General features: G+C 65.6%; 21 protein-coding genes. 11 read left to right on the top strand and 10 right to left on the bottom strand.

What is annotated here, in order from left to right:
• Nucleotides 1-22: 22 nt before the first annotated feature.
• The 4 genes from grxD to hemA all read right to left on the bottom strand — a co-directional run bounded on the left by grxD (nucleotide 23) and on the right by hemA (nucleotide 3,700).
• Nucleotides 23-349: a Grx4 family monothiol glutaredoxin gene (gene grxD / locus QTI04_RS22785; protein ID WP_286602107.1), complete on the bottom strand. Its 327-nt coding sequence runs from the start codon at nucleotides 347-349 to the stop codon at nucleotides 23-25.
• A gap of 30 nt (nucleotides 350-379) precedes the next feature.
• Entirely contained in the window at nucleotides 380-1,192 is an 813-nt protein-coding gene (prmC, locus tag QTI04_RS22780) for a peptide chain release factor N(5)-glutamine methyltransferase (RefSeq protein ID WP_286617670.1), read from the bottom strand.
• Between the two features lie 38 nt (nucleotides 1,193-1,230).
• Nucleotides 1,231-2,319: a peptide chain release factor 1 gene (gene prfA, locus QTI04_RS22775; protein WP_286602105.1), complete on the bottom strand. Its 1,089-nt coding sequence runs from the start codon at nucleotides 2,317-2,319 to the stop codon at nucleotides 1,231-1,233.
• Between the two features lie 85 nt (nucleotides 2,320-2,404).
• Nucleotides 2,405-3,700 carry a glutamyl-tRNA reductase gene (hemA, locus tag QTI04_RS22770; RefSeq protein WP_286602104.1) on the bottom strand — a complete coding sequence of 432 codons (1,296 nt, stop codon included), beginning with the start codon at nucleotides 3,698-3,700 and terminating at the stop codon, nucleotides 2,405-2,407.
• Between the two features lie 104 nt (nucleotides 3,701-3,804).
• Between hemA and QTI04_RS22765 the strand changes: the two genes are divergently transcribed.
• Nucleotides 3,805-4,083 carry a hypothetical protein gene (locus tag QTI04_RS22765; protein WP_286602333.1) on the top strand — a complete coding sequence of 93 codons (279 nt, stop codon included), beginning with the start codon at nucleotides 3,805-3,807 and terminating at the stop codon, nucleotides 4,081-4,083.
• On the opposite strand, the gene QTI04_RS22760 is transcribed toward QTI04_RS22765, so the two are convergent.
• From QTI04_RS22760 to ugpB, 6 genes are all read right to left on the bottom strand, one after another.
• A complete protein-coding gene (locus QTI04_RS22760; protein WP_286617669.1) occupies nucleotides 4,080-6,542 on the bottom strand; it encodes a DUF3772 domain-containing protein in 2,463 nt (820 codons plus the stop codon). The two genes, QTI04_RS22765 and QTI04_RS22760, sit on opposite strands and share 4 nt — an antisense overlap.
• A 62-nt stretch (nucleotides 6,543-6,604) precedes the next feature.
• On the bottom strand, nucleotides 6,605-7,351 hold the full coding sequence (gene ugpQ, locus QTI04_RS22755) for a glycerophosphodiester phosphodiesterase (protein ID WP_286602331.1): 747 nt from the start codon (nucleotides 7,349-7,351) through the stop codon (nucleotides 6,605-6,607).
• 8 nt (nucleotides 7,352-7,359) lie between these two features.
• Nucleotides 7,360-8,367 carry a sn-glycerol-3-phosphate ABC transporter ATP-binding protein UgpC gene (ugpC, locus tag QTI04_RS22750; RefSeq protein WP_286602101.1) on the bottom strand — a complete coding sequence of 336 codons (1,008 nt, stop codon included), beginning with the start codon at nucleotides 8,365-8,367 and terminating at the stop codon, nucleotides 7,360-7,362.
• Between the two features lie 38 nt (nucleotides 8,368-8,405).
• Nucleotides 8,406-9,257 carry a sn-glycerol-3-phosphate ABC transporter permease UgpE gene (gene ugpE / locus QTI04_RS22745; protein WP_286617668.1) on the bottom strand — a complete coding sequence of 284 codons (852 nt, stop codon included), beginning with the start codon at nucleotides 9,255-9,257 and terminating at the stop codon, nucleotides 8,406-8,408.
• Between the two features lies 1 nt (nucleotide 9,258).
• Nucleotides 9,259-10,140 carry a sn-glycerol-3-phosphate ABC transporter permease UgpA gene (gene ugpA / locus QTI04_RS22740; RefSeq protein ID WP_286602099.1) on the bottom strand — a complete coding sequence of 294 codons (882 nt, stop codon included), beginning with the start codon at nucleotides 10,138-10,140 and terminating at the stop codon, nucleotides 9,259-9,261.
• Between the two features lie 95 nt (nucleotides 10,141-10,235).
• The gene (gene ugpB / locus QTI04_RS22735; RefSeq protein WP_286602098.1) at nucleotides 10,236-11,546 is read right to left on the bottom strand and encodes a sn-glycerol-3-phosphate ABC transporter substrate-binding protein UgpB; all 1,311 of its coding nucleotides are present in this window, start codon (nucleotides 11,544-11,546) and stop codon (nucleotides 10,236-10,238) included.
• A 229-nt stretch (nucleotides 11,547-11,775) separates the two neighbouring features.
• On the opposite strand from ugpB, the gene serA reads away from it, so the two are divergent.
• The 10 genes from serA (at nucleotide 11,776) to QTI04_RS22685 (ending at nucleotide 23,744) form a co-directional block, all read left to right on the top strand.
• Nucleotides 11,776-13,005: a phosphoglycerate dehydrogenase gene (gene serA / locus QTI04_RS22730; protein ID WP_286617667.1), complete on the top strand. Its 1,230-nt coding sequence runs from the start codon at nucleotides 11,776-11,778 to the stop codon at nucleotides 13,003-13,005.
• A gap of 84 nt (nucleotides 13,006-13,089) precedes the next feature.
• A complete protein-coding gene (locus QTI04_RS22725; RefSeq protein ID WP_286617666.1) occupies nucleotides 13,090-16,977 on the top strand; it encodes an FAD/FMN-binding oxidoreductase in 3,888 nt (1,295 codons plus the stop codon).
• 5 nt (nucleotides 16,978-16,982) lie between these two features.
• Complete coding sequence (locus tag QTI04_RS22720; protein ID WP_286602330.1) at nucleotides 16,983-17,420, top strand: HIT family protein; 438 nt, start codon at nucleotides 16,983-16,985, stop codon at nucleotides 17,418-17,420.
• On the top strand, nucleotides 17,420-17,833 hold the full coding sequence (locus tag QTI04_RS22715; RefSeq protein WP_286617665.1) for a DUF971 domain-containing protein: 414 nt from the start codon (nucleotides 17,420-17,422) through the stop codon (nucleotides 17,831-17,833). Before QTI04_RS22720 ends, QTI04_RS22715 begins: the two co-directional genes overlap by 1 nt.
• A gap of 69 nt (nucleotides 17,834-17,902) precedes the next feature.
• Entirely contained in the window at nucleotides 17,903-18,634 is a 732-nt protein-coding gene (gene ubiE / locus QTI04_RS22710; protein WP_286602089.1) for a bifunctional demethylmenaquinone methyltransferase/2-methoxy-6-polyprenyl-1,4-benzoquinol methylase UbiE, read from the top strand.
• A 29-nt stretch (nucleotides 18,635-18,663) separates the two neighbouring features.
• Nucleotides 18,664-19,698, top strand: a complete 1,035-nt coding sequence (locus tag QTI04_RS22705; protein WP_286617664.1) for a Tim44 domain-containing protein — start codon at nucleotides 18,664-18,666, stop codon at nucleotides 19,696-19,698.
• A 45-nt stretch (nucleotides 19,699-19,743) separates the two neighbouring features.
• Nucleotides 19,744-20,298, top strand: coding sequence for an SCP2 domain-containing protein (locus QTI04_RS22700; RefSeq protein WP_286602087.1), 555 nt, complete (start codon nucleotides 19,744-19,746; stop codon nucleotides 20,296-20,298).
• Entirely contained in the window at nucleotides 20,295-21,860 is a 1,566-nt protein-coding gene (gene ubiB / locus QTI04_RS22695; RefSeq protein ID WP_286602085.1) for a ubiquinone biosynthesis regulatory protein kinase UbiB, read from the top strand. Before QTI04_RS22700 ends, ubiB begins: the two co-directional genes overlap by 4 nt.
• 15 nt (nucleotides 21,861-21,875) lie before the next feature.
• A complete protein-coding gene (locus QTI04_RS22690) occupies nucleotides 21,876-23,324 on the top strand; it encodes a sodium:solute symporter family protein (RefSeq protein WP_286602083.1) in 1,449 nt (482 codons plus the stop codon).
• Nucleotides 23,325-23,408: 84 nt separating this feature from the next.
• Nucleotides 23,409-23,744, top strand: coding sequence for an FmdB family zinc ribbon protein (locus tag QTI04_RS22685; protein WP_286617663.1), 336 nt, complete (start codon nucleotides 23,409-23,411; stop codon nucleotides 23,742-23,744).
• The last annotated feature ends 2 nt before the right edge of the window (nucleotides 23,745-23,746 follow it).

Genomic DNA, 23,746 nt, shown 5'->3' with positions numbered 1-23,746 from the left:
GGCCTGCCGGGCGCGCGAAGGGTCAGGCTGGACTGCTATTGAGCATCTGCTGCAGCTCGCCGGATTCGTACATCTCCATCAGGATGTCCGAACCGCCGACAAACTCACCCTTCACGTAGAGCTGGGGGATGGTCGGCCAGTTGCTGTATTCCTTGATGCCCTGGCGGATGGCGTCGTCTTCCAGCACATTGACGGTCTTGAGCGTTCGCGTGTCGACACCCACGGCCTTGAGGATCTGGATCGCGCGGCCGGAAAAGCCGCACATCGGGAAACTGGCGTTGCCCTTCATGAAGAGCACGAGGTCGTTGGTCTTGACGAGGTCGTCAATGCGTTGCTGGGCTTCGGACATGGGAGTCTCCTGGAAATTGGGCTGGGCGGATTATTTCACCGTGCGCCAGATCCCGCCGGAACATCGTGCGATGCCGGCGAGGTCGTCGCGGCTTTGGACCTCGGCAAAGCCGCGCTGCGCGAGCAGTCGGCGCACCGCCTCGGCCTGGTCGTATCCATGTTCGAGCATCAGCCAGCCGCCGTCGGCCAGATGATCCGGCGCAGCCTGGACGATGCGGCGGATATCGTCGAGCCCATCGACACCGGAAACGAGCGCCTCGATCGGTTCGTGGCGCAACGCCGGCAAATGGGAGTCGCCAGAGGCAATATAGGGCGGATTCGAGACGATCAGGTCGTGACCTGCGTCGGCGCCGGCCAGCCAGTTTGATTCCATGAAGCGCACAGGCAGCCCGAGACGGGCAGCGTTGGCGCTCGCGACGGCCAAGGCGTCGGCGCTGGCATCGACGGCCGTGACGTTCGCGTCCGGGCGCGCGTGCTGGATGGCCAGTGCGATCGCGCCGCTGCCCGTGCCGAGGTCCAGCACAGACGGCGCCGTCCGGCCATCCAGGCGTTGCAACGCCCACTCGACCAGCGTTTCCGTGTCGGGCCGGGGCACCAGCACGCGCGGGTCCACCTGCAAGCCGAGCCCGTGAAATTCCTTTTCGCCGACCAGGTATGCCACTGGCTCGCCCGCGAACCGTCGCGCGCAAAGCTGTGCAAATGCGGGCCACACCCGGTTGGCCAGTAAATCCGTGTCGTGCGCCATCAGCCACGCGCGCTCGCTGCCGCGGCGACCCAGGACATGCAACAAGAGGAGTTGGGCGTCGAGCCGCTCGACGCCCAGGGTCGCCGCCGCGGCCAGCATCTGGACTGCGGTGGAGGGCGATGGCTTGTCCGAAGTCGTCACGCCGGCAGGCTGGCTTCGAGTTCCGCCAACTGCTCCGCTTCGCGGGCGTGCTGCAGGGCCGCCAGCACATCACCCAAGTCGCCTTCCATGATGGCAAGCAACTTGTAGAGCGTGAGGTTGATGCGGTGGTCCGTGAGCCGGCCTTGCGGGAAGTTGTAGGTGCGGATGCGGTCGCTGCGATCGCCGCTGCCGATCAGGCCCTTGCGCAGTGCAGCATCCTTGGCTGCGCGTTCGCTGCGGTCCTTTTCCTGGATGCGTGCGGACAGCACCTGCAGCGCCTTCGCCTTGTTGCGGTGCTGGCTGCGGTCGTCCTGGCATTCGGCGACGATGCCGGTCGGAATGTGCGTGATGCGCACTGCCGAATCGGTCTTGTTGATGTGCTGCCCGCCCGCGCCGCTGGCGCGATAGGTGTCGATGCGCAGGTCGGCCGGATTGATCTGCACCGCCTGCGTCTCGTCGGGCTCGGCCAGCACCGCGACCGTGCAGGCGCTGGTGTGGATGCGGCCCTGCGTCTCGGTCGCCGGCACGCGCTGCACGCGGTGGCCGCCGGATTCGAAGCGCAGCTTGCCGAACACGTCGTCGCCCACGATGCGCACCACCACCTCCTTGTAGCCGCCGAGTTCGCTCTCGCTTTCGCTGACGATCTCGCAGCGCCAGCCTGCACGCTCCGAATAGCGCGTGTACATCCGCAGCAGGTCGCCGGCGAAGAGGGCCGACTCGTCCCCGCCCGTGCCAGCGCGGATTTCGAGGAAGGCATTGCGCGCGTCGTCCGGGTCCTTGGGCAACAGCAAGCGCTGGAGTTCGTCTTCGAGCTGGACGAGTTCAGCCTCGGCGCTCGCGATCTCCTCCCGGGCCATTTCGGCCATGTCGGGCTCGTCGAGCATCTCGCGCGCGCTGGCCAGGTCGGCTTCGCGCTGGACATAACGGTGGTAGCGGCCGGCAATCTGCGTGACCTCCGCATGCTCGCGGGAGATGGTGCGGTACTGCGCCATGTCAGACATGATGTCCTCCCGCGAAAGCAGGAAGTCCAGTTCGCCGAGGCGTTGCGCGTAGCGCTCGAGTTGGTGACGCAGGAATGGTTTCACGGCAGCAGGGGAATTGCGAAAGGGACGGGCCGCTCGGACTGCGGCAACGGCTGGGGCGGCAAGCGCCACCGGGCGACGAGCGTCGCTAAGGCTCTTTGCGCGGATCGCCGCGAAGATCGTTGCGCAAGAAGAGGCGCGAGATGGCCTGCGCCGTGTGCTCGCGCGCTGCGGCGTCGCCAGCATGCAGCTCGGCCATGGCGCCGTGCAGCATCTTCTGCGTGAGCCCGCGCGAGAGCGCTTCCAGCACGGCGTCGACGCTTTCGCCCTTGGCGAGCAGCTTGCGCGCGCGGGCCAGTTCGGTGGCGCGCCATTCGTCGGTCTGTGCGTTGAGCTGCCGGATCAGCGGGACGGTGCCGCGCTGGTCCAGCCAGTGCATGAAGCTCTGCACGCCGGCATCGATGATGACTTCGGCCTGCGCTACGGCGGCCTGCCGGTTGGCATGGCCTTGCTGGACGACCTGTGCAAGATCGTCGACCGTGTAGAGGTAGACGTCTTCCAGCGCCTTGACCTCGGGCTCGATGTCGCGCGGCACGGCAAGGTCCACCATGAACATCGGGCGGTGCTTGCGCAGCTTGAGCGCGCGTTCCACGGCGCCGAGGCCGATGAGCGGCAACGTGCTCGCGGTACAGCTTACGACGATGTCGAATTCGGCAAGACGCGATGGCAGGTCCGCGAGCCGCATGGCTTCGCCACCAAAGCGGGACGCGAGCTTTTCGCCGCGTTCGATCGTGCGGTTGGCGATGACGATGGATTTGGGCTGCTTGGCGGCGAAGTGCGTGACCGCCAGGTCGATCATCTCGCCGGCGCCGACGAAGAGCACGCGCGTGCGTTGCAGATCTTCGAAAAGCTGTCCGGCCAGCCGAACCGCCGCGGCCGCCATGCTGATGGAGTGCGCGCCGATCTCGGTGGCGGTGCGCACTTCCTTGGCGACCGCGAAGGAGCGCTGGAACAACTGGTTCAGCGTGCTGCCGAGGGCGCCGGCGGTTTCAGCGACGCGGATGGCGTCCTTCATCTGGCCCAGGATCTGCGCCTCGCCCAGCACCATCGAATCGAGTCCGCTGGCCACGCGAAAGGCATGCCGCGCTGCCTGGTCGTCATGCAGCGTGTAGGCGTGCGATCGAAGCAGGGCCGGCGCGACGCCGCCGCTCCGGGCCAGCCAGTCGACCGTGTGGTCGAGCGCCTGGTGGTCGGCGGCGCAGTAGATCTCGGTGCGGTTGCAGGTCGAGATGATTGCCGCCTCGACGCTGGGGTGGCGTTGGGAGCCGAAAGAGTGCCGCAGGCTGTGCAGCGTCGGGGCGATCTGGTCGATGGCGAACGCAAAACGACCGCGCAGGTCGAGCGGCGCGGTCGTGTGGTTCAAGCCGAGGGCCCAGACTGACATAGCCCCTGATTATAAAATCAGCAGCCCGCAGACGGCGCGCCGTCCGAAAAATGGCCGTAGCCATGGCGGCGATCACCCCGGTTGCCCGTTGCGCGGCGTATCCCATGACTCCGCTGGACTTCCTCAATCACCTGCTCAATTTCGTTGCCCCGGCGTTCTCGGTCGGCTTCCTGTGCGCCATCCTGGGTCGGTTTTCGATGCGGCGGGCGGCCAAAGCCCCCGCCTGGTGGGCGCAAGGTGCTATCAATTTCGTAGTAGGCGTCGCGGTGCTCGCGGCCGGGCTGATCATTTTCGGCCGCGACGGAAAGATGACCACCTACGCGGCACTGGTGGTCGCATGCGGCACCAGCCAGTGGCTGGTCGCCGGAGGCTGGCGCCGCTAGGGCGCGATCAGCGGCCCCACGGGGGCGGCGGCCGCAGGGGCCGGCAGGGGTGGCGCGCCCGCTGTCCCGGGCGTGGGCGGGACGCCCGGATAGGCCGCCAGCGGCAAGCCGGCCGCCTGCAAACCATCGAGGATCGCGAAGAGAACGTCGCTGCGCACCCCGCCGGCCAGGCGCGGGCTTGGCACGTAGGCGATCGCCTGGAAGATCAGAAATCCGACCTCGATGCCTTCCAGCGTGACCGTCGGTGCCGGCGTGGACAGCACGCCAGGGTGATTGGCAAACGCCGCCAGCATCACTTCGCGCGCGCGGCTGGCATTGGAGGTCAACGGCATCGGCAGGCGGATGAGCACGCGGCCCTCGGAGTTGGCGAGGGTCATGTTGCGCACGGTCTTGGTGATGAACTCCGAATTCGGCACGATCATCGTCGAGCGATCGCCCAGTTGGATTTCCGTCGCGCGCACGTTGATGCGCCGCACGTCCCCCTCGGCATTGCCCAGGACCACCCAGTCGCCGACCTTGACCGGCTGCTCTGCCAGCAGGATCAGCCCCGAGATGAAGTTCTGCACGATGGCCTGCAAGCCGAAGCCGATACCGACCGACAGTGCGCTCGCCACCCACGCGATGCGCTCGATGCCGATGCCGAGCGCTGAGAGCGCGAAAGCGACCACCACGATCCCACCGACATAGCCGAGCAGCGTCGTGATCGAACTCTGCATGCCGGGTTCGAGCGCGGTGTTCGGCAGGTAGCGCCCCTCCAGCCAGCGCTTGACCACGCGCAGCGCGACAAATCCGCCCACGAGCACGGCCACCGCGCTGAAGATCGCGCCGGGAACGAGCTGGATTTCTCCGACCTTGACACCGCCGACGAACTTGCTGCTGCGCAGGAAGACCTCGCCCGGGCCCGTGCCCAGGGGGGTCGCCAGCGCAATCAACATATAGAAGAACAGCGCCACGCGGCTCAGCCCCGACAGCGCGACCGCCGCCTGGTCCAGCGTGCGTGGCTCCAGCCCGAAGCTCGCCTGCAATCGATGCCCGAAATTGCTGCGCGACGACACCACGGCCATGAACAGGTCGTCGGCGAACTTGAACAGGACATAGAACGCCGCCGCGACGATGCAGGTCCAATTGAGCTGGCTCGCCAGGAAGCTCGCCATCGCCACATAGCCGATCGCCACCAGGATCCAGATCACGACCAGCGCCAGGGCGACCATCGCCAGCAGGATGCCCACCCACAGCGGGCGTTCGGGGACCTCGGGCTGCGCGGGAGACGCCGCTGCCGGTGCCTGGGCGTCCGATGCAGCCGGTGTCTCTCCTTCGGCGGCCGCCGCGGCATACGCCGGCTCGCGCAGTCGAAGCAGCATCGCTCCGATCATGGCGGTGAGCGCCAGGGCCGTCACCACATGCGAGCCGACGACAGCGGCGAAGCTGGCTTCCACCACCGCGTTCACCTGCGTCGGGGCCCACACCAGCGTCGCAACCACGGCCATCAGCCAAGGGAACGGCGCGAGACGCTTGGCCATGGCGTCGGGGATCGGCGGCAGGCGCCACGACGGCCGGCTGTTGGACAACAGCGCGCGCCCGAGGCCGACCACGAAGGCGATGAAGATGCTCGATTGCACCACGGCCTGGCCCAGCTTGCGGCTTTGCGGTCCCCAGATGCCGTGGAAATCGAAGGTTGCGTAGACCCCCTGCGCTGCCAGGCCGACCAGCAGGACGTTGGCCGTGACGATCGCGATCACCAGCAGCGAACGCCTCAAGCGGCCCCCGGGCAGGAAGCGTGCGGCGAGCTGCGCCAAGCCGCGCTCGGCGATCCAGTTGCCCAGCAGCGCGACAAGCAGGGCCACAACGCTGCTGAGCAGCACCGCCGTGGCATGGGCTGGCTCCCGCGCCACGTCGAAACCGTCGCGCAGTTCGGCGCCGAGAGCGCCCAGCCGGGCCACGTCGGAGGGCCACACATCGGCGATGTCGCGCCAGAACTCCCTGCCCAGGGGCGACGGCGCGCGTTCAGTCAACTGGGCTTCGAACAGCGCGCGTCGCTTGGCGAGCAGATCGCTGGCCCGTTGCTGGGCGTCCACTGTGACGAGACGTGCCAGCCGGATGTCGGCGTCGAGCGCGTTGCGTTCCTTGGTCAGCGTGGCGCGCCGCCGGGTAATGTCGGGGTTTTCGGCCGCCGCGCCGGCCGCCGGCGGATTGCCCAGTTCGCCGAGGCGCGCGTTGAGGTCGTTGAGTTCTCCCGTGCGCGTCGCGATGAATTTGTCGGTGGCCGTGCCGATGCCACGGAGCTTCGTGATCAGGGGGACGATGTCGCCCCCGGTTTCGACGGTCTTCGGCATGTCGTCGAGCTGAGCCCGCAACGCGGCGACGGTGGGGGCGACTTCGGTCGATGCATCCTGGGCGAATGCGGGGCCGCAAAGTACGGCGGCGAGCAGCAATGCCGCGAGACGTTGGAGCCAACTCATGGCTTCATCATAAAAGGCGAGCGTTCCACCGGCGCAATGCTCGGCGCTGCCAGGCTCGGCATTCAGCTTGCCGGGCTGAACCTGTCGACGCGGTCCGTGATGATGCCGTCCGTGCCGAGCGCGATCAGATGCCGGGCCGCCCAGTCGTCGTTCACCGTGTAGCTCAGTGCGCGCAGGCCGGCCGCGTGCACCTGGGCCACGGTGGCGGCATCCCACAGCGCGTAGTTGCAGACGATCGCCCCGCAGCCGAGCTGCGTCGCCGTATCGAGCCAGCCCTCCCACAGCGTGTCCAGCAGCAGGCCGCGCGGCAGTTCGGGCTGCGTGGCCTGAGCGCCTCGCAGGGCGTCGGGCGCGAACGAAGTCAGGAATGGTGGCGGCAGGGCCGCGTCGGACCACAGCGCAGCGGCCTGCCGCGCCACGGTTTCGCCGGTCAGCCGTTCGAGCCCCGGCGTAGGCTTGATCTCGATGTTGAGCGCATGGCTGTTGGCGATGCAGAAGCGGATGAGCCCTTCGAGCGTCGCCAGCGGCTCGCCGGCATAGCGCCGTGAGTGCCAGGCGCCCGCGTCAAGTTGGGAAAGCACCGCCCAAGGCAGATTGCCCGCAACGCCATGGCCGCTGCTCGTGCGATCGAGCGTGGCGTCGTGCAGGAGAAAAGGCACGCCATCGGCACTGAGCTTGGCATCGCATTCGAACATGCGATAGCCGCACTCGGCACCGAGCCGGAACGCAGCCAGCGTGTTCTCGGGCGCAAGCTTGCCGGCGCCGCGGTGCGCGATCCAGCGCGGGTAGGGCCAATCGGCGACCGGCATCGTCTCGTTCACGTTGTTCGCTTGCCGGAGCCGGCGTCGAACCAGTGCAGCTTGTCCTGGCGCGCGGCGATCTTGACGGTGTCGCCGGCGACCGGCGGCGTCAGGCCTTCGTCCGCACGCATGATCAACTGCTCCTCGCCGATTCGGCCGTAGATCAGCCTTTCCGCGCCGAGCAGTTCCACATGCTCCACCTGCACTGACCAGCCGCTCCCATCGAGCGACAGGTGTTCAGGGCGAATGCCGAGGATCGTGCCCGGCCGCACGCCGGGTGCGTGCTTCAACAGATTCATCGGAGGCGAGCCGATGAAGCTGGCGACGAAGGTGGTCGCGGGGCGCGAATACACCTCCTCGGGCGTGCCGAACTGGTCCATCACGCCGGCGTTCATCACGATGATGCGCTGGGCCAGCGTCATGGCCTCGACCTGGTCGTGCGTCACGAAGAGCGAGGTGATGCCGAGTTCGCGGTGCAGCTTCTGGATCTCCAGGCGGGTCTGCGCGCGCAGCTTGGCGTCGAGGTTCGACAGCGGCTCGTCGAACAGGAACACCCGCGGCTGCCGCACGATGGCGCGTCCCATGGCGACGCGCTGGCGCTGTCCGCCGGAGAGCTCGCGCGGCCTGCGCGCCAGCAGGTGACCCAGTTCCAGGATCTTGGCCGCCTTGTCGACGCGCGTCTTGATCTCCGGCACCGGCACCTTGGCGATCTTCAGGCCGTAGGCCATGTTGTCGAACACCGTCATGTGCGGGTAGAGCGCGTAGTTCTGGAACACCATCGCGATGTCGCGCTCGGCCGGTTCGAGGTTGTTCACCACCCGATCGCCGATGCGGATCTCGCCGGCGCTGATTTCCTCCAGGCCCGCGACCATGCGCAGCAGCGTGGACTTGCCGCAGCCCGAGGGGCCGACGATGACGATGAACTCGCGGTCGGCGATCTCGGCGCTGACGCCGTGGATGACCTGGTTCGCCTTCGGCCCATGGCCGTAGCGTTTGATGACGTTGCGAAGCGAAAGAGCTGCCATGTTGTTGCTTGTCTAATTAGTGATGCCGCTTGCCGGGGTCATTTCTCTGTGTCCACCAGACCCTTGACGAACCACTTTTGCATGAGGATCACGACGATGGCGGGTGGCAGCATGGCGAGCAGAGCCGTGGCCATCACGATGTTCCATTCGTTCTGCCCGTCACCCCCGGCGATCATGCGTTTGATGCCGATCACCACCGGATACATGTCCTCGCTGGTGGTCGCGAGCAACGGCCAGAGGTACTGGTTCCAGCCGTAGATGAACTGGATCACGAAGAGCGCGGCGATCGAGGTCTTCGACAGCGGCACCAGCACGTCCCAGAAGAAGCGCATCGGACCGGCGCCATCCATGCGGGCCGCTTCGATGAGTTCGTCGGGCACCGTCAGGAAGAACTGGCGGAACAGGAAGGTCGCCGTGGCCGATGCGATGAGCGGGACGGTCAGGCCAGCATAGCTGTTGAGCATTCCGAGGTCGGACACGACCTGGTAGGTCGGCCCGATCCGCACTTCGACCGGCAGCATCAGCGTGATGAAGATCGCCCAGAAGCACAGGCTCTTGAACGGGAAGCGGAAGTACACCACGGCAAACGCAGAGAGCAGCGAGATGGCGATCTTGCCGAAGGTGATGACGAGTGCCGTCACCAGGCTAACCCACATCATCCGGGCCACTGGCGCGAGGGACCCGGCGCCCGCGGTGCGGCCGAACAACGCGGACTTGTACGTTTCCCAGAGGTGCCCGCCGGGAAGGAGCGGCATCGGCGCCTGCACGATCTCCTGCGCCGTGTGGCTCGATGCTACGAACGCCAGGTAGAGCGGGAAGGCGACGATCAGCACGCCGAAGATCATCACGGCGTGCGCCAGGATGCCGAGGGAGGGGCTGCGTTCAACCATTTCAGTAGTTCACTTTCTTCTCGACGTAGCGGAACTGAATCACGGTCAGCACGACCACGATCGCCATCAGCACCACCGATTGCGCGGCCGAGCCGCCGAGATCCATCGCCTTGAAGCCGTCGTGGTAGACCTTGTAGACCAGGATGCGAGTGGCCGTGCCCGGTCCGCCCTGAGTCGCGGTGTCGACGATCGCGAAGGTGTCGAAGAAGGCGTAGACCACGTTGATCACCAGCAGGAAGAAGGTGGTGGGCGAAAGCAGGGGGAACTGCACCGTCCAGAAGCGCCGCCACGGCCGCGCCCCGTCGATCGCCGCGGCCTCGATCAGCGATTTCGGAATCGACTGCAAGCCGGCGAGGAAGAACAGGAAGTTGTACGAGATCTGCTTCCAGACCGCAGCCAACACGATCAGCGTCATGGCATGGGTCGAATTGAGCAGGTGGTTCCAGTCGATGCCGATCTTGCCGAGGGCGAAGGCCACCACGCCCAGCGAGGGCGAGAACATGAAGACCCACAGCACCGCGGCCACCGCCGGCGCCACTGCGTAGGGCAGGATGAGCAGCGTCTGATAGACCATCGCGCCGCGCACGATGCGGTCCGCGAACACGGCCAGCAGCAGCGAGAGGGCAAGCCCGATGCTGGCGACCAGGATCGAGAAGAGGGCTGTCGTCTCGAAGGACTCGATGTAGGCCGGGTCGTTGAACAGTTCCTTGAAGTTCTGCAGACCGACCCACTCGGTCGAGGTGCCGAAGGCATCCTGCATCTGCATCGACTGCATCAGTGCCTGGCTCGCGGGCCAGAAGAAGAACACGATGATGACGATGAGCTGCGGCGTGAGCAGCGCCCAGGGCAACCAGCCCGAGCGAAAGACGACGCGTTTTTCCATGAAGAGATACCTGATAAAAGTTCCGCCCCGGCTGCGGGGCAGGCGGGGCGGTGGATGTTAGCTCGTCGAGCGCGGCCCGGGCCGCGACGAAAGCATCAACTCTTGTTGGCCTTCTGGAATTTTTCGAGCTGCTCGTTGCCGCGCGTCACGATGGCGTCCAGCGCTTCCTTGGCTGTCTTCTTGCCGTTCCAGACCTGTTCGAGTTCTTCGTCCTCGATGGAGCGGATCTGCACGTAGTTCCCCAGGCGGATGCCGCGGCTCTTGTCCGTTACCTTGCGGATCATCTGCGTCACGGCGACGTCGGTCCCCGGGTGCTCCTTGTAGAAGCCGGACTTGTCCGTCAGCTGGTAGGCAGCGGTGGTGATCGGCAGGTAGCCGGTGCGCTTGTGGCTGGCCGACTGGACTTCAGGCGTGGAAATGAAGCTGAAGAACTTGGCAATGCCTCTGTATTCCTCCGACTTCTTGCCGGCCATCACCCACAGGCTGGCGCCGCCAATGACCGTGTTCTGAGGTGCGCCCGGAACGTCGGGATAGTAGGGCAGCGCGGTCAGGCCATAGGCGAACTTCGCATTCTTCGCGACGTTCCCGTAGAAGCCGGAAGAGGTGGCGATCATGGCGCATTCGCCGGAGACGAATGAAGCCTCCGGAATATTGGAGCGGCCCTTGTAGACGAACAGTCCCTGCTTGGCCATGCTTGCGAGGTTCTCGATATGGCGCTGATGCAGCGGCGAGTCGACCTTCAGGCGGGTGTCCAGGCCCGACAGGCCGTTGTTCTTGGTGGCGAACTCGACGTTGTGCCAGGCCGAGAAGCTCTCGAGCTGGGTCCAGTTTTGCCAGGCCGTCGTGAATGGGCACTTGTGGCCGCTGGCCTTGAGCTTTGCCGCCGCCGCAACCACTTCGGGCCAAGTGGCGGGCGCCTTGTCGGTCGGCAGGCCGGCCGCCTTGAACGCATCCTTGTTGAAGTAGAAGATCGTGGTCGAGCTGTTGAACGGGAAGCTCAGCATCTGACCGTTCGGCGCCGTGTAGTAGCCGGCGACCGCCGGGATGTAGCCGGACGGATCGAACTTCTCGCCTGCGTCCTTCATGACCTTGCCCACTGGAACGATGGCGCCCTTGCTGGCCATCATCGTCGCGGTGCCCACTTCGAAGACCTGCAGGATGTGCGGCGCGTTCCCGGCGCGGAAGGCTGCGACCGCGGCAGTCATCGATTCGTCGTACTGCCCTTTGTAGGTGGGCACGATCTTGAATTCCTTCTGGCTCTCGTTGAATTGCCTGGCCAGGTCGTTGACCCATTCGCCGTTGACGGCGGTCATGGAATGCCACCATTGGATTTCGGTTTGCGCGAACGCGGGGGTGAACAGCGTCGCGGCAAGCGCCGAGGCCATGGCGAGCGTTTTGAATCGCATGAAGACTCCTGAGGGGGGAAATAAAAGCGCGGATGCTAGGTCGTTCGTATGACACGACAGCGTCACAATATTCTTCGCGCGGGGCGCATTGTTCACCAACCGGGGAAACCCTTTTTGGTGCAACTCCCCACCGCCTGCATGTTGCAGCGCACCATGCTAGCATCGCGCTCCCTTTTTTCGGCCTCTGCCGGCTCTGGCTATTGGGTTCGGGCGGGCCCTCCTGACTCGCATGAGCAAGACTTCCCTCGACAAAAGCAAGATCAAGTTCCTCCTGCTGGAAGGCATCCATCCTTCGGCGGTCGAGGTGTTGCATGCGGCCGGCTACACGAACGTCGAATCGCTGACCGGCGCCTTGCCGGATGCCGAACTGAAGGCGCGCATCGCGGACGTCCACTTCCTGGGAATCCGGTCGCGCACGCAACTGACGGCCGAGGTGTTCGCCGAGGCGCAGAAGCTGGTAGCCGTGGGTTGCTTCTGCATCGGCACCAATCAGGTCGACCTCGATGCGGCGCGCGAGCATGGTGTGGCCGTCTTCAACGCTCCCTATTCCAATACGCGCTCGGTGGCCGAACTGGTGCTGGCCGAGGCCATCCTGCTGCTACGCGGCGTGCCCGAGAAGAGCGCCGTCGCGCACCGGGGCGGCTGGCTCAAGACCGCCGACAACGCTTTCGAGATCCGCGGCAAGACGCTGGGCATCGTGGGCTACGGCTCCATCGGCGCGCAGCTCTCGGTGCTGGCCGAGGCGCTCGGCATGCAGGTGGCGTTCTTCGACGTCGTCACCAAGCTGCCGCTGGGCAACGCCCGCCAGGTGCGGCTTCTGCCCGACCTGCTGGCGCAGAGCGACATCGTGAGCCTGCACGTGCCGGAGACGCAGGCCACGCAATGGATGATCGGCGCGTCCGAGATCGCGGCCATGAAGCCCGGTGCCATCCTGATCAATGCCTCACGCGGCACGGTCGTCGAGATCGAAGCCCTGGCCGCCGCCCTCAGGGAGAAGAAGCTGCTGGGCGCTGCGATCGATGTCTTTCCTGTCGAACCGCGCAGCAACAAGGACGAGTTCCTGTCGCCGCTCCGTGGGCTGGACAACGTGATCCTGACGCCGCACATCGGCGGCTCGACCATGGAAGCGCAGGCCAACATCGGACTGGAAGTGGCCGAAAAGCTCGTGAAGTACAGCGACAACGGCACTTCGACCTCGTCCGTCAACTTCCCCGAGGTGGCGCTGCCGGCGCATCCGGGCAAGCACCGGCTGCTGCATATCCACCGCAACGTGCCGGGAGTGCTGTCCGAGATCAACCGGATCTTCTCGGACAACAACATCAATATCTCCTCGCAGTACCTGCAGACCAACGAGAAGGTGGGTTACGTGGTGACCGACGTCGATGCGGAGTCGTCCGACCTGGCCCTGGAAAAGCTCGCCAAGGTGCCGGGAACCATCCGCAGCCGCGTCCTGTTCTGACCCTCCGGCAGGCCCCTCGGGCCTGCCTTAAAATTCACGCCCCTGGTTGATGGGCGCGCAGCGCCCGACCGAGGCCACTCCCCGATGAATGCTCCGACCGCGTTGACGGCGTTGTTGTCGCAGGCCGCAGAGCCTGTGCGATTGCGTGAGATCCCCTACAACTACACCAGCTTCTCCGATCGCGAGATCGTGATTCGCCTGCTGGGCGAGCGAGGCTGGGAACTCCTGCAGATCCTGCGCTCCGAGCGCCGAACCGGCCGATCGGCCCGCATGCTCTACGAGGTGCTGGGCGACATCTGGGTCGTGCAGCGGAATCCCTATCTCGTCGACGACCTGCTCGACAATCCGCGCCGGCGTGGCCAGCTGGTGGATGCACTCAACCACCGCCTGACCGAAGTGCAGAAGCGCCGCACGCCCGACAGCGACGCCCAACGCGACGTGCTCGTCGGCGAGTTGACCGGCCTGGTGGCCCAGGCGATCTCGGCCTTCGACACCATGTTCCGCGACGTCGCCGCCCTGCGGCGCAAGGCCACGCGCACGCTGCGCCGGCTCACCGCCAAGGACAACATCAAGTTCGACGGGCTCTCGCGTGTGTCGCACGTGACCGACGCGACCGACTGGCGCGTCGAATACCCCTTCGTCGTTCTGACGCCCGACACAGAGGCCGAGATGGCCGGACTGGTCAAGGGCTGCATCGAACTGGGCCTGACCATCATTCCGCGCGGAGGCGGCACCGGCTATACGGGCGGCGCGATCCCGTTGACCTGGAACAGCGTCGTTATCAACACCGAGAAGCTCGAAGCGATGACCGAGGTCGAGATGGTCGCGTTACCGGGACTGGACAACCCGGTGCCGACGATCTGGACCGAAGCGGGCGTGGTCACCCAGCGCGTGGCCGATGCGGCCGAGCGCGCGGGCTTCGTGTTCGCGGTCGATCCCACCTCGGCCGAGGCTTCGTGCGTGGGCGGCAACGTCGCGATGAATGCTGGCGGCAAGAAGGCGGTGCTCTGGGGTACCGCTCTGGACAACCTCGCGTCCTGGCGCATGGTGACGCCGCAGGCCGAGTGGCTCGAGGTCACGCGCGTGGGCCACAACCTGGGCAAGATCCATGACGCCGAAAGCGCCGTCTTCGAGCTGCAGTACTTCGCCGCGGATGGCAAGACCGCACTGCGCGCCGAGCGGCTGGAGATTCCCGGCAAGACCTTCCGCAAGGAAGGCCTCGGCAAGGACGTGACCGACAAGTTCCTCTCGGGCCTGCCTGGCATCCAGAAAGAAGGCTGCGACGGTCTCATCACCAGCGCGCGCTGGATCGTGCACCGCATGCCGGCCCACACGCGCACGGTCTGCCTCGAATTCTTCGGCAACGCCAAGGATGCGGTGCCGAGCATTGTCGAAATCAAGGATTTCATGTTCGCCGAACAGAAGCGCTCCGGCGTGCTGCTGGCGGGCCTGGAGCATCTGGACGACCGCTATCTCAAGGCGGTGGGCTACGCGACCAAGTCGAAGAAACACGGCGGCCTGCCGAAGATGGTGCTGTTCGGCGACATCGCCGGCGACGACGCCGACGCCGTGGCACGCGCGACCTCCGAAGTAGTGCGCATCGCCAATTCGCGCAGCGGCGAGGGCTTCATCGCCATCAGTCCCGAGGCGCGCAAGAAATTCTGGCTCGACCGCAAGCGCACGGCCGCCATCAGCAAGCACACCAATGCCTTCAAAATCAATGAAGACGTGGTGATCCCGCTGCCGCGCATGGCCGAGTACACGGACGGCATCGAGCGCATCAACATCGAGCTGTCGCTGCAGAACAAGATAGCGCTGGCCGACGAACTCGAAGCCTTTCTCGCGCGCGGCAACTTGCCGCTGGGCAAGAGCGACGATGCCAACGACATTCCGTCGGCAGAGTTGCTGGAAGACCGAGTGGCGCAGGCCGTGGCGCTGGTGCGCGAAGTGCGCGCGCTGTGGCAGGGGTGGCTCGACAACGTCGAGGCGCTGTTCCCGCAACTGCAGGACCACTCGCTGCGCGCGAGCTGGAAGACGCAAATCCGCGCGCCGCTGGCGACCATTTTCTCGGGTGCCGAGTTCGCGCCGATCCTCGCCGAATGCAACGAGATCCACAAGCAGGTGCTCAAGGGCCGTGTCTGGGTCGCGCTGCACATGCACGCCGGTGACGGCAACGTGCACACCAACATCCCCGTCAACAGCGACAACTACGAGATGCTGCAGACCGCGCATGCTGCGGTCGCGCGCATCATGGTGCTGGCGCGCAGCCTCGACGGGGTCATCTCGGGCGAGCACGGCATCGGCATCACCAAACTCGAATTCCTGACCGACGACGAGCTGCAACCTTTTACCGACTACAAGCGCCGCGTCGACCCCGAAGGCCGCTTCAACAAGGGAAAGCTCCTTCGCAGCAACGAGCACCAGGCGCAGGACGGGCGGGCGCTGCAGGCGGACCTGACCAACGCCTACACGCCGAGCTTCGGCTTGATGGGGCACGAGTCGATCATCATGCAGCAGAGCGACATCGGCGCCATTGCCGACAGCGTCAAGGACTGCCTGCGCTGCGGCAAGTGCAAGCCGGTCTGCGCGACGCACGTGCCGCGCGCCAACCTGCTCTATTCGCCGCGCAACAAGATCCTGGCGACCTCGTTGCTGGTCGAGGCTTTCCTCTACGAAGAGCAGACCCGGCGTGGCGTGAGCATCAAACACTGGGAAGAGTTCGAGGACGTGGCCGACCACTGCACGGTCTGCCACAAGTGCCTCTCGCCGTGCCCGGTCAAGATCGACTTCGGCGACGTGTCGATGAACATGCGCAACCTGCTGCGCAAGATGGGCCAGAAGTCCTTCCGGCCCGGCAATGCGGCGGCAATGTTCTTCCTCAATGCGACCAATCCGCAGACCATCAAGATGATGCGAACGGGCATGGTCGACATCGGCTTCAAGGCGCAGCGCCTGGCCAACGACCTCCTGCGCGGCCTGGCGAAGAGGCAGACCGCCGCCCCACCGGCCACGCTCGGGCCGGCGCCGGTCAAGGAGCAGGTGATCCACTTCATCAACAAGAAGATGCCCGGTGGACTGCCCAAGAAGACCGCGCGCGCGCTGCTCGACATCGAAGACGCGGACTACGTGCCGATCATTCGCGATCCGAAGACGACCACGCCCGAGACCGAGGCGGTGTTCTATTTCCCGGGCTGCGGCTCGGAGCGGCTCTTCTCTCAAGTGGGCCTCGCCACGCAGGCCATGCTGTGGCACGCGGGCGTGCAGACCGTCCTGCCCCCGGGATACCTCTGCTGCGGCTATCCGCAGCGTGGCAGCGGCCAGTACGACAAGGCCGAGAAGATGATCACCGACAACCGCGTGCTCTTCCACCGCGTCGCCAATACGCTGAACTACCTCGACATCAAGACCGTGGTGGTGAGTTGCGGCACTTGCTACGACCAGCTGCAGGGTTACCAGTTCGACAAGATATTCCCGGGCTGCCGGATCATCGACATCCACGAATACCTGCTTGAGAAAGGCGTCACGCTAGGGAATGCGGGCGGTGGCGGCTACCTCTACCACGACCCCTGCCATACGCCGATGAAGCTGCAGGACCCGATGAAGACTGTCAAGGCGCTGGTCGGCGACAACGTGCTCAAGAACGATCGCTGCTGCGGCGAGTCCGGCACGCTGGGCGTGACGCGGCCGGACATCTCGACGCAGATCCGCTTCCGCAAGGAAGAGGAACTCCGCAAGGGCGAGGCCGCGCTGCGCGAGGCCGGCACGCTGGCGCCGGCGGACAACGTCAAGATCCTCACGAGCTGCCCGAGCTGCCTGCAAGGCCTGAGCCGTTACGGCAACGACCTGAACAACGGCCTGCTCGAAGCCGACTACATCGTTGTCGAGATGGCCAACAAGATCCTGGGCGAGAGCTGGATGCCCGAGTACGTGGCCGCCGCCAACCAGGGCGGCATCGAACGCGTGCTGGTGTGACGGACATGCGCGTCACGGGTTGCCCCTTGTGCGACGACCTCGGCGGCCGGATGGTCTTCGACGCGGCGAAATTGCGTGTGATCCATGCGGCGGAGGCGAATTTTCCTGGCTTCTATCGCGTCGTTTGGAAAGATCACGTGGCCGAATGGTCCGACCTGTCCCCCGAGGACCGCGCCCTTTGCATGGAGGCCGTGGCGGTGGTGGAGCAGAGCCTGCGCGAGGCGTTGGAACCCACCAAGATCAATCTCGCCGCCCTCGGCAACATGGTGCCGCATCTGCACTGGCATGTGATTGCACGCTTCGATTGGGACACGCGCTTTCCGTCTCCCGTGTGGGCAGCGGGGCAGCGCCAGCCCAATCCAGAGCGCGAAGCCGCGATCGAAGACATACTGCCGGCCATGGAGCGCGACATGGTCCGGCGCCTCGCGACAAGGAGTTTCTGATGGCAGGTTTGAAATCGGGCGCACCGACGCCCCAGTCGATCACCTTGCACAGCCAATCGCGTGTGCTGGAGGTGGGCTTTTCCGATGGCGCGACCTTCCGCATTCCCTTCGAGCTGATGCGCATCTATTCGCCCTCGGCGGAAGTGCAGGGCCATGGACCGGGCCAGGAAGTACTGCAGACCGGCAAGCGCAACGTCGGCTTGATCGACCTGCAACCCGTGGGCAACTACGCCGTGCAGCCGACCTTCAGCGACGGACACGACAGCGGGATCTTCTCCTGGGACTTGCTGTACGAACTCGGCAACCGCCAGGACGACCTCTGGGCCGAGTACGAGCGGCGCCTCGCCGCAGCTGGCGTGGACCGCGATGCCCCTATGCCCGAAAAGGGCGGGCACGCCTGCGGCAGTCATTGATCACGAAAGTCCGGTGTCCCTGCGGGGTCGTCGGCTTGATGTGAACGCTTCCGGCCTAACATCGGGAGCATGAGTACCACCCATTTCGGCTTTGAATCGGTCGACGAAAGCGACAAGGCCCGCCGCGTTCGCGGTGTCTTCGACTCGGTAGCCACACGCTACGACCTCATGAACGACCTCATGTCCATGGGGCTTCATCGCGCATGGAAGGCCTACGCGATCATGGTCGCCAACGTGGGCGAAGGCTCGAAGGTCCTCGACATCGCCGGTGGCACGGGCGATCTCGCGCTCGCATTCGCCAAGAAGGTCGGCAGCACCGGCGAAGTGGTCCACACCGATATCAACGAGGCCATGCTGCGCACAGGGCGCGACCGGCTGCTCGACGCCGGCGTCGCTTTGCCCACGCTGGTTTGCGACGCGGAAAAGCTGCCCTTCCCGGACAACCATTTCGACGTGGTGACGGTGGCCTTCGGCCTGCGCAACATGACTCACAAGGATGCCGCTGTGAGGGAAATGAATCGCGTGTTGAAGCCGCGCGGCAAGCTGCTCGTGCTGGAGTTCTCCAAGGTTGCCAAGCCGCTGCAGAAGGCCTACGACTGGTATTCGTTCAGCGTGCTGCCGCGCCTGGGCAAGGTGGTCGCGGGCGACGACGCCAGCTACCGCTACCTCGCTGAATCGATCCGCATGCATCCCACCCAGGAGGAACTCAAGACCCTTATGAAGGAGGGCGGTTTCGGGCATGTGGACTATCACAACATGACTGGCGGTGTCGTGGCCCTGCATGTTGGAATCAAGTGTTGAATTACTTTGTTTGCCGAAGAGGAGACGTCATGAAGAATTTCTGGTCCGTGATGCTGGTGTGTGCGCTGGCCGTCGTGAGCATCGATGCCGACGCTGCCCGCATGGGCGGCGGAAAGTCGTTCGGCAAGCAGTCGGGCAACGTCACGCAACGCCAGGCGACCCCGCCTGCCACCACCCCTGCAACGCCGGGCGCCCCCGCGCAGAACGTCAACAACGCGGCGGCCAAGCCCGCGCCGGCCGCTGCCCCCGCGGCGGCGCCCAAGCGTCCTTGGGCCGGCATGCTGGGCGGTCTGGCCGCAGGCCTGGGCCTGGCATGGCTCGCGCACTCGCTGGGTCTCGGCGCCGCTTTCGGCAACATCCTGCTGATCGGCCTGCTGGTGCTGGCGGCCGTGGTCGTGTGGCGCATCTTCGCGGCGCGCTCGCGCAACAACGCCGCGCCTCGCGCCGCAGGCTTCGCCTTTCAGGGTGCGGGCAACCCGGCAGACGCCACCGCACCTGCGCAGTACAGCCCCAACAACGTCGGCAACGACGCCTCGGCCCGTCCCTGGGAGCGCAACACCGCTGCTTTCGACGCCACGCTGGCACACCCGCATCAGTCCGGCTCGTCGATGGCCGGTGCGGCTGCAGCGGGCGGCAGCATGATCGGATCAGCGCTGGCCGGATCGCAAAGCTGGGACATCCCGGCCGGCTTCGATAGCGAAGGCTTCCTGACGGCAGCCAAGCGCAACTTCGTCACGCTGCAGGACGCCTGGGATCGTGCCGACATCAATATGCTGCGCTCGATGATGACCGACGGCATGGTCGGCGAGATCCGCCAGCAACTGGCCGAGCGCGAAAACCACACTGGCGGCCAGCCGAACAAGACCGAGGTCGTGATGCTCGACGCCAAGCTGCTGGGCATCGAGGAGCTGCCGGACGCCTACCTCGCCAGCGTGGAGTTCTCCGGGATGATCCGCGAAGATGTCTCGTCCGGCCCGAGCCCGTTCCGCGAAGTCTGGAACATGACCAAGCCGACCAGTGGCTCCAGCGGCTGGCTCGTGGCAGGGGTTCAGGCACTTCAGTAAGCGCTCCGCGCTTCGATCCGGTCGCAAGACCCGGATAATGGGGACATGGTTACACCATCGTCCCCATTTTCTTTTCTCGACGACTTTTTCAATCGTGTCGGCAGCCGTCTGCAGCCGCCGGCCTGGGCGGTCCACGAGATCCAGCACCGTACAGTGCTCTTCCTGAACCACGTGCTGCAGCAGGAGCCCGAGGCGCAGCAGCGCCTCATGCGCCAGCAAGGCCGCGTGGTGCAGTTCGAATGGCGCTTCGTGACGATGAAGTTCGTCGCCACGCCGGCTGGCCTGCTCGACCTGGCGCCTGAAGGTGCCACGGCCGAACTCACGCTGACCGTGACCGAAGAGTCTCCATTCGGCCTCGCACGCGCTGCGTTCCGCGGTGAGAAGCCGGCCGTGCGCATCGAGGGCGACGTGCAGCTGGCGGCCGAGGTCAACTGGCTCGTAGACCATGTGCGCTGGGATGTGGAGGACGACCTCGCGCGGGCCATCGGCGATGTGCCCGCGCACACGATCGCGACGGGCGCCCGCCGCGTGGTGGAGGCGCTGCGGCACTTCGTCGGCGAGCGCTCCGGCAAGGCCGGCGGGCCTGCGGGCACCGAATGAGGCGCATCTATCGCGGCATCTTCATCGTCTGGGTCGCGCTCCGCTACGGCCTCGACGAACTTGTCCTCACCAGCTTCCAGAAGCCGTGGCTGCGCGTGGTGGCCCGCGTCGTCTCGGTCGGCCGCAACCTCGACGCGCCGCGCGGCCAGCGCCTGCGCGAGGCGCTGGAGCGGCTGGGCCCGATCTTCGTCAAGTTCGGCCAGGTGCTCTCGACCCGGCGCGACCTGCTGCCGGCCGACATCGCCGATGAGCTGGCATGGCTGCAGGATCGCGTTCCTCCCTTTCCGTCGAAGGTCGCGATAGCGACCATCGAGCGCGCCTTCCGCCGGCCGGTCAGCGACATCTTCGTGCAGTTCGACGAGACGCCGGTGGCGAGCGCGTCGATCGCGCAGGTGCACTTCGCGACCGTGCGCGTAAGCAACGGCACGGTGCGCGAGGCCGCCGTCAAGGTGCTGCGGCCGGGCATGCGCGACGTCATCGAGAAGGACCTCGCCCTCATGGCCATGATGGCCGGCTGGGTCGAAAACCTCTCGGCCGACGGGAAGCGACTGAAGCCGCGCGAGGTGGTCGCCGAGTTCGACAAGTACCTCCATGACGAACTCGACCTGGTGCGCGAGGCCGCCAATGCTGCACAGCTGCGTCGCAACATGGATCCGCTGAAGCTGGTGATGATCCCCGAGATGTTCTGGGACTTCTGCCACCCGGAAGTGATCGTCATGGAGCGCATGAAGGGCGTGCCGATCGCGCAACTCGACCGCCTTCGCGCTGCCGGTGTCGACATTCCCAAGCTGGCGCGCGACGGCGTCACCATCTTCTTCACACAGGTGTTCCGCGACGGCTTCTTCCACGCCGACATGCATCCGGGCAACATCCAGGTGAGCCTGGCGCCGGCGACTTTCGGGCGCTACATATCGCTCGATTTCGGCATCATCGGCACGCTGACCGAGTCCGACAAGGAATACCTCGCCCAGAACTTCGTGGCCTTCTTCCGGCGCGACTACAAGCGCGTCGCCGAGTTGCACCTCGAAAGCGGCTGGGTGCCATTCGGCACCCGCATCGATGAGCTCGAGGCGGCGATCCGCACCGTGTGCGAGCCGTACTTCGACCGGCCGCTCAAGGAGATCTCGCTGGGCATGGTGCTGATGCGGCTGTTCCAGACCTCGCGCCGCTTCCATGTCGAGATCCAGCCGCAACTGGTGTTGCTGCAGAAGACCCTGCTCAACATCGAGGGCCTGGGCCGCCAGCTCGACCCGGAGCTGGACCTCTGGAACACCGCCAAACCCTTCCTGGAAAAGTGGATGAGCGAGCAGATCGGCCCGCGCAAGCTCTTCGAGCAGCTGCGCGCCGAGGCGCCGCGCTACGCCAAGTTGCTGCCGCAGCTGCCGCGGCTCATGCACGATTTCCTGGAAAATCGGCCCGCTGACCACCGCCGCGAACTGATGGAGCTGCTGGCTGCTCAGAAGCGTACGAACCGTCTCCTGCAGGCGATCATCTACGGTGGCATGGGTTTTGTATTGGGGTTGATCGCGATGCAGGTGCTGGTGCGCGTGCGTCTTTTCTGATTGGAGGAAATTGCCGTGCTGTTGACCCTGGTCATCGTCTACCTGCTCGTCACCATCGCGATCGGCCTGTATGCGGCCCGGCGCGTCAAGAACACCACGGACTTCGCGATCGCGGGGCGCCACCTGCCCCTGTACATGATCGTGACCACCACCTTCGCCACGTGGTTCGGGTCCGAGACCGTGCTCGGCATCCCGGCCAAGTTCATCGAAGGCGGCCTGAACGGCGTGATCGAGGATCCCTTCGGCGCCGGAACGTGCCTGATCCTGGTCGGCCTGTTCTTCGCGGGCAAGCTCTACCGCATGACGCTGCTGACCATCAGCGACTACTACCGCGAACGCTTCGGCCGCACGATCGAGATCGCCTGCTCGCTGATCATCATGCTGAGCTACCTCGGCTGGGTGTCGGCCCAGGTCACTGCGCTGGGTTTGGTCTTCAACGTACTGTCCGGCGGCGCGATCAGCGTCTCGTTGGGCATGGTGATCGGGGTCGTCTCGATCCTGGCCTATACGCTCTTCGGCGGCATGTGGTCGGTCGCGGTGACCGACTTCATCCAGATGATCATCCTGGTGCTCGGCCTCGCGGTGATCGCCGTCTTCGCCGGCAACATGGCCGGCGGCGCCGACAAGGTGGTGGCCTTCGCGGTCAGCAAGGATCTGTTCAAGTTCTGGCCCGAGCCGAACCTGAAGGACATGATCTTCTTCTTCGCGGCGGCCATCACCATGATGCTGGGCTCGATCCCGCAACAGGACGTGTTCCAGCGGGTGATGTCGGCCAACAGCGTCAAGTCCGCGACGCGCGGGCCGGTCATCGGTGGCGTTGCTTACATCCTGTTCGCCTTCGTGCCGATGTTCCTGGTGGCGAGTGCGCTCCTGATCATGCCGGAGGAGACCGCCACGCTGCTCAAGGACGACCCGCAGAAGGTCCTGCCAACGCTGGTGCTCGAGAAGATGCCCTTCGTGATGCAAGTGCTGTTCTTCGGCGCACTGCTGTCGGCCATCAAGTCGACGGCTTCGGCGACGCTGCTCGCGCCGAGCGTGACCTTCACCGAGAACATCTGGCGCCAGTTCCGGCCGGCGGGCAGCGACAAAGCCAACCTGATGACCATGCGCATCACGGTGCTGGTGTTCAGCGCGGCGGTGCTGACCTACGCGATCCGGATGCAGGGCACTCCGATCTATGAACTGGTCTCCGGCGCTTACCAGGTGCCACTGGTGGGCGCTTTCGTGCCGCTGGTGTGCGGCTTGTACTGGCAGCGCGCGACCACGCAGGGCGCGGTGGCGGCGGTGGTGCTCGGCATTGGTGTCTGGCTGCTGTTTCTGGGTATGCCCTGGGGCAAGGAATTCCCGGCCCAACTGGCGGGCCTGCTGGCTTCGTTCGGCGGGATGGTGGCCGGTTCGCTGGCGCCGCAGTGGGTGTCGAACACACGCACGCCGCACCGTCCGCTGGCCGTCGATCCGGCCTGATCCGCCCAGGGGCCGTCCGGAGGGCGCCCTTATAATGGAGGGCTTTGCGAGCGGCCGCCGGCCGCGCATTTCGCCCTCCAATCCATGCCTATCTACGCCTACAAGTGCAGCGCCTGCGGCTTTGCCAAGGACGTGCTGCAGAAAATGTCCGACGCTCCTCTTTCGGAGTGCCCGGCTTGCAGCGCGAGCGCGTTCAGCAAGCAACTCACCGCCGCCGGTTTCCAGCTCAAGGGATCGGGCTGGTACGTGACCGATTTCCGCGATGGCGGAGGCATGAAGGGCGGCGAGAGCACCGGCGCTAGCACCAGCCCGGCCGCGCCTGCGGAAGGCGGCGCCAAGGCTGCTGATGCCCCCTCCATCGCACCTTCGCCGGCACCCGCTCCGGCGCCCGCCGCGGCACCCTCATCCAGCAGCGACTGAGA

The organism is Variovorax sp. J22R115 (genome assembly GCF_030317005.1).
In the GTDB taxonomy this organism is placed as follows: domain Bacteria; phylum Pseudomonadota; class Gammaproteobacteria; order Burkholderiales; family Burkholderiaceae_C; genus Variovorax.
The sequence above is the reverse complement of the archived record's forward strand: the minus strand, read 5'-3'. Positions and strand labels throughout refer to the sequence as shown.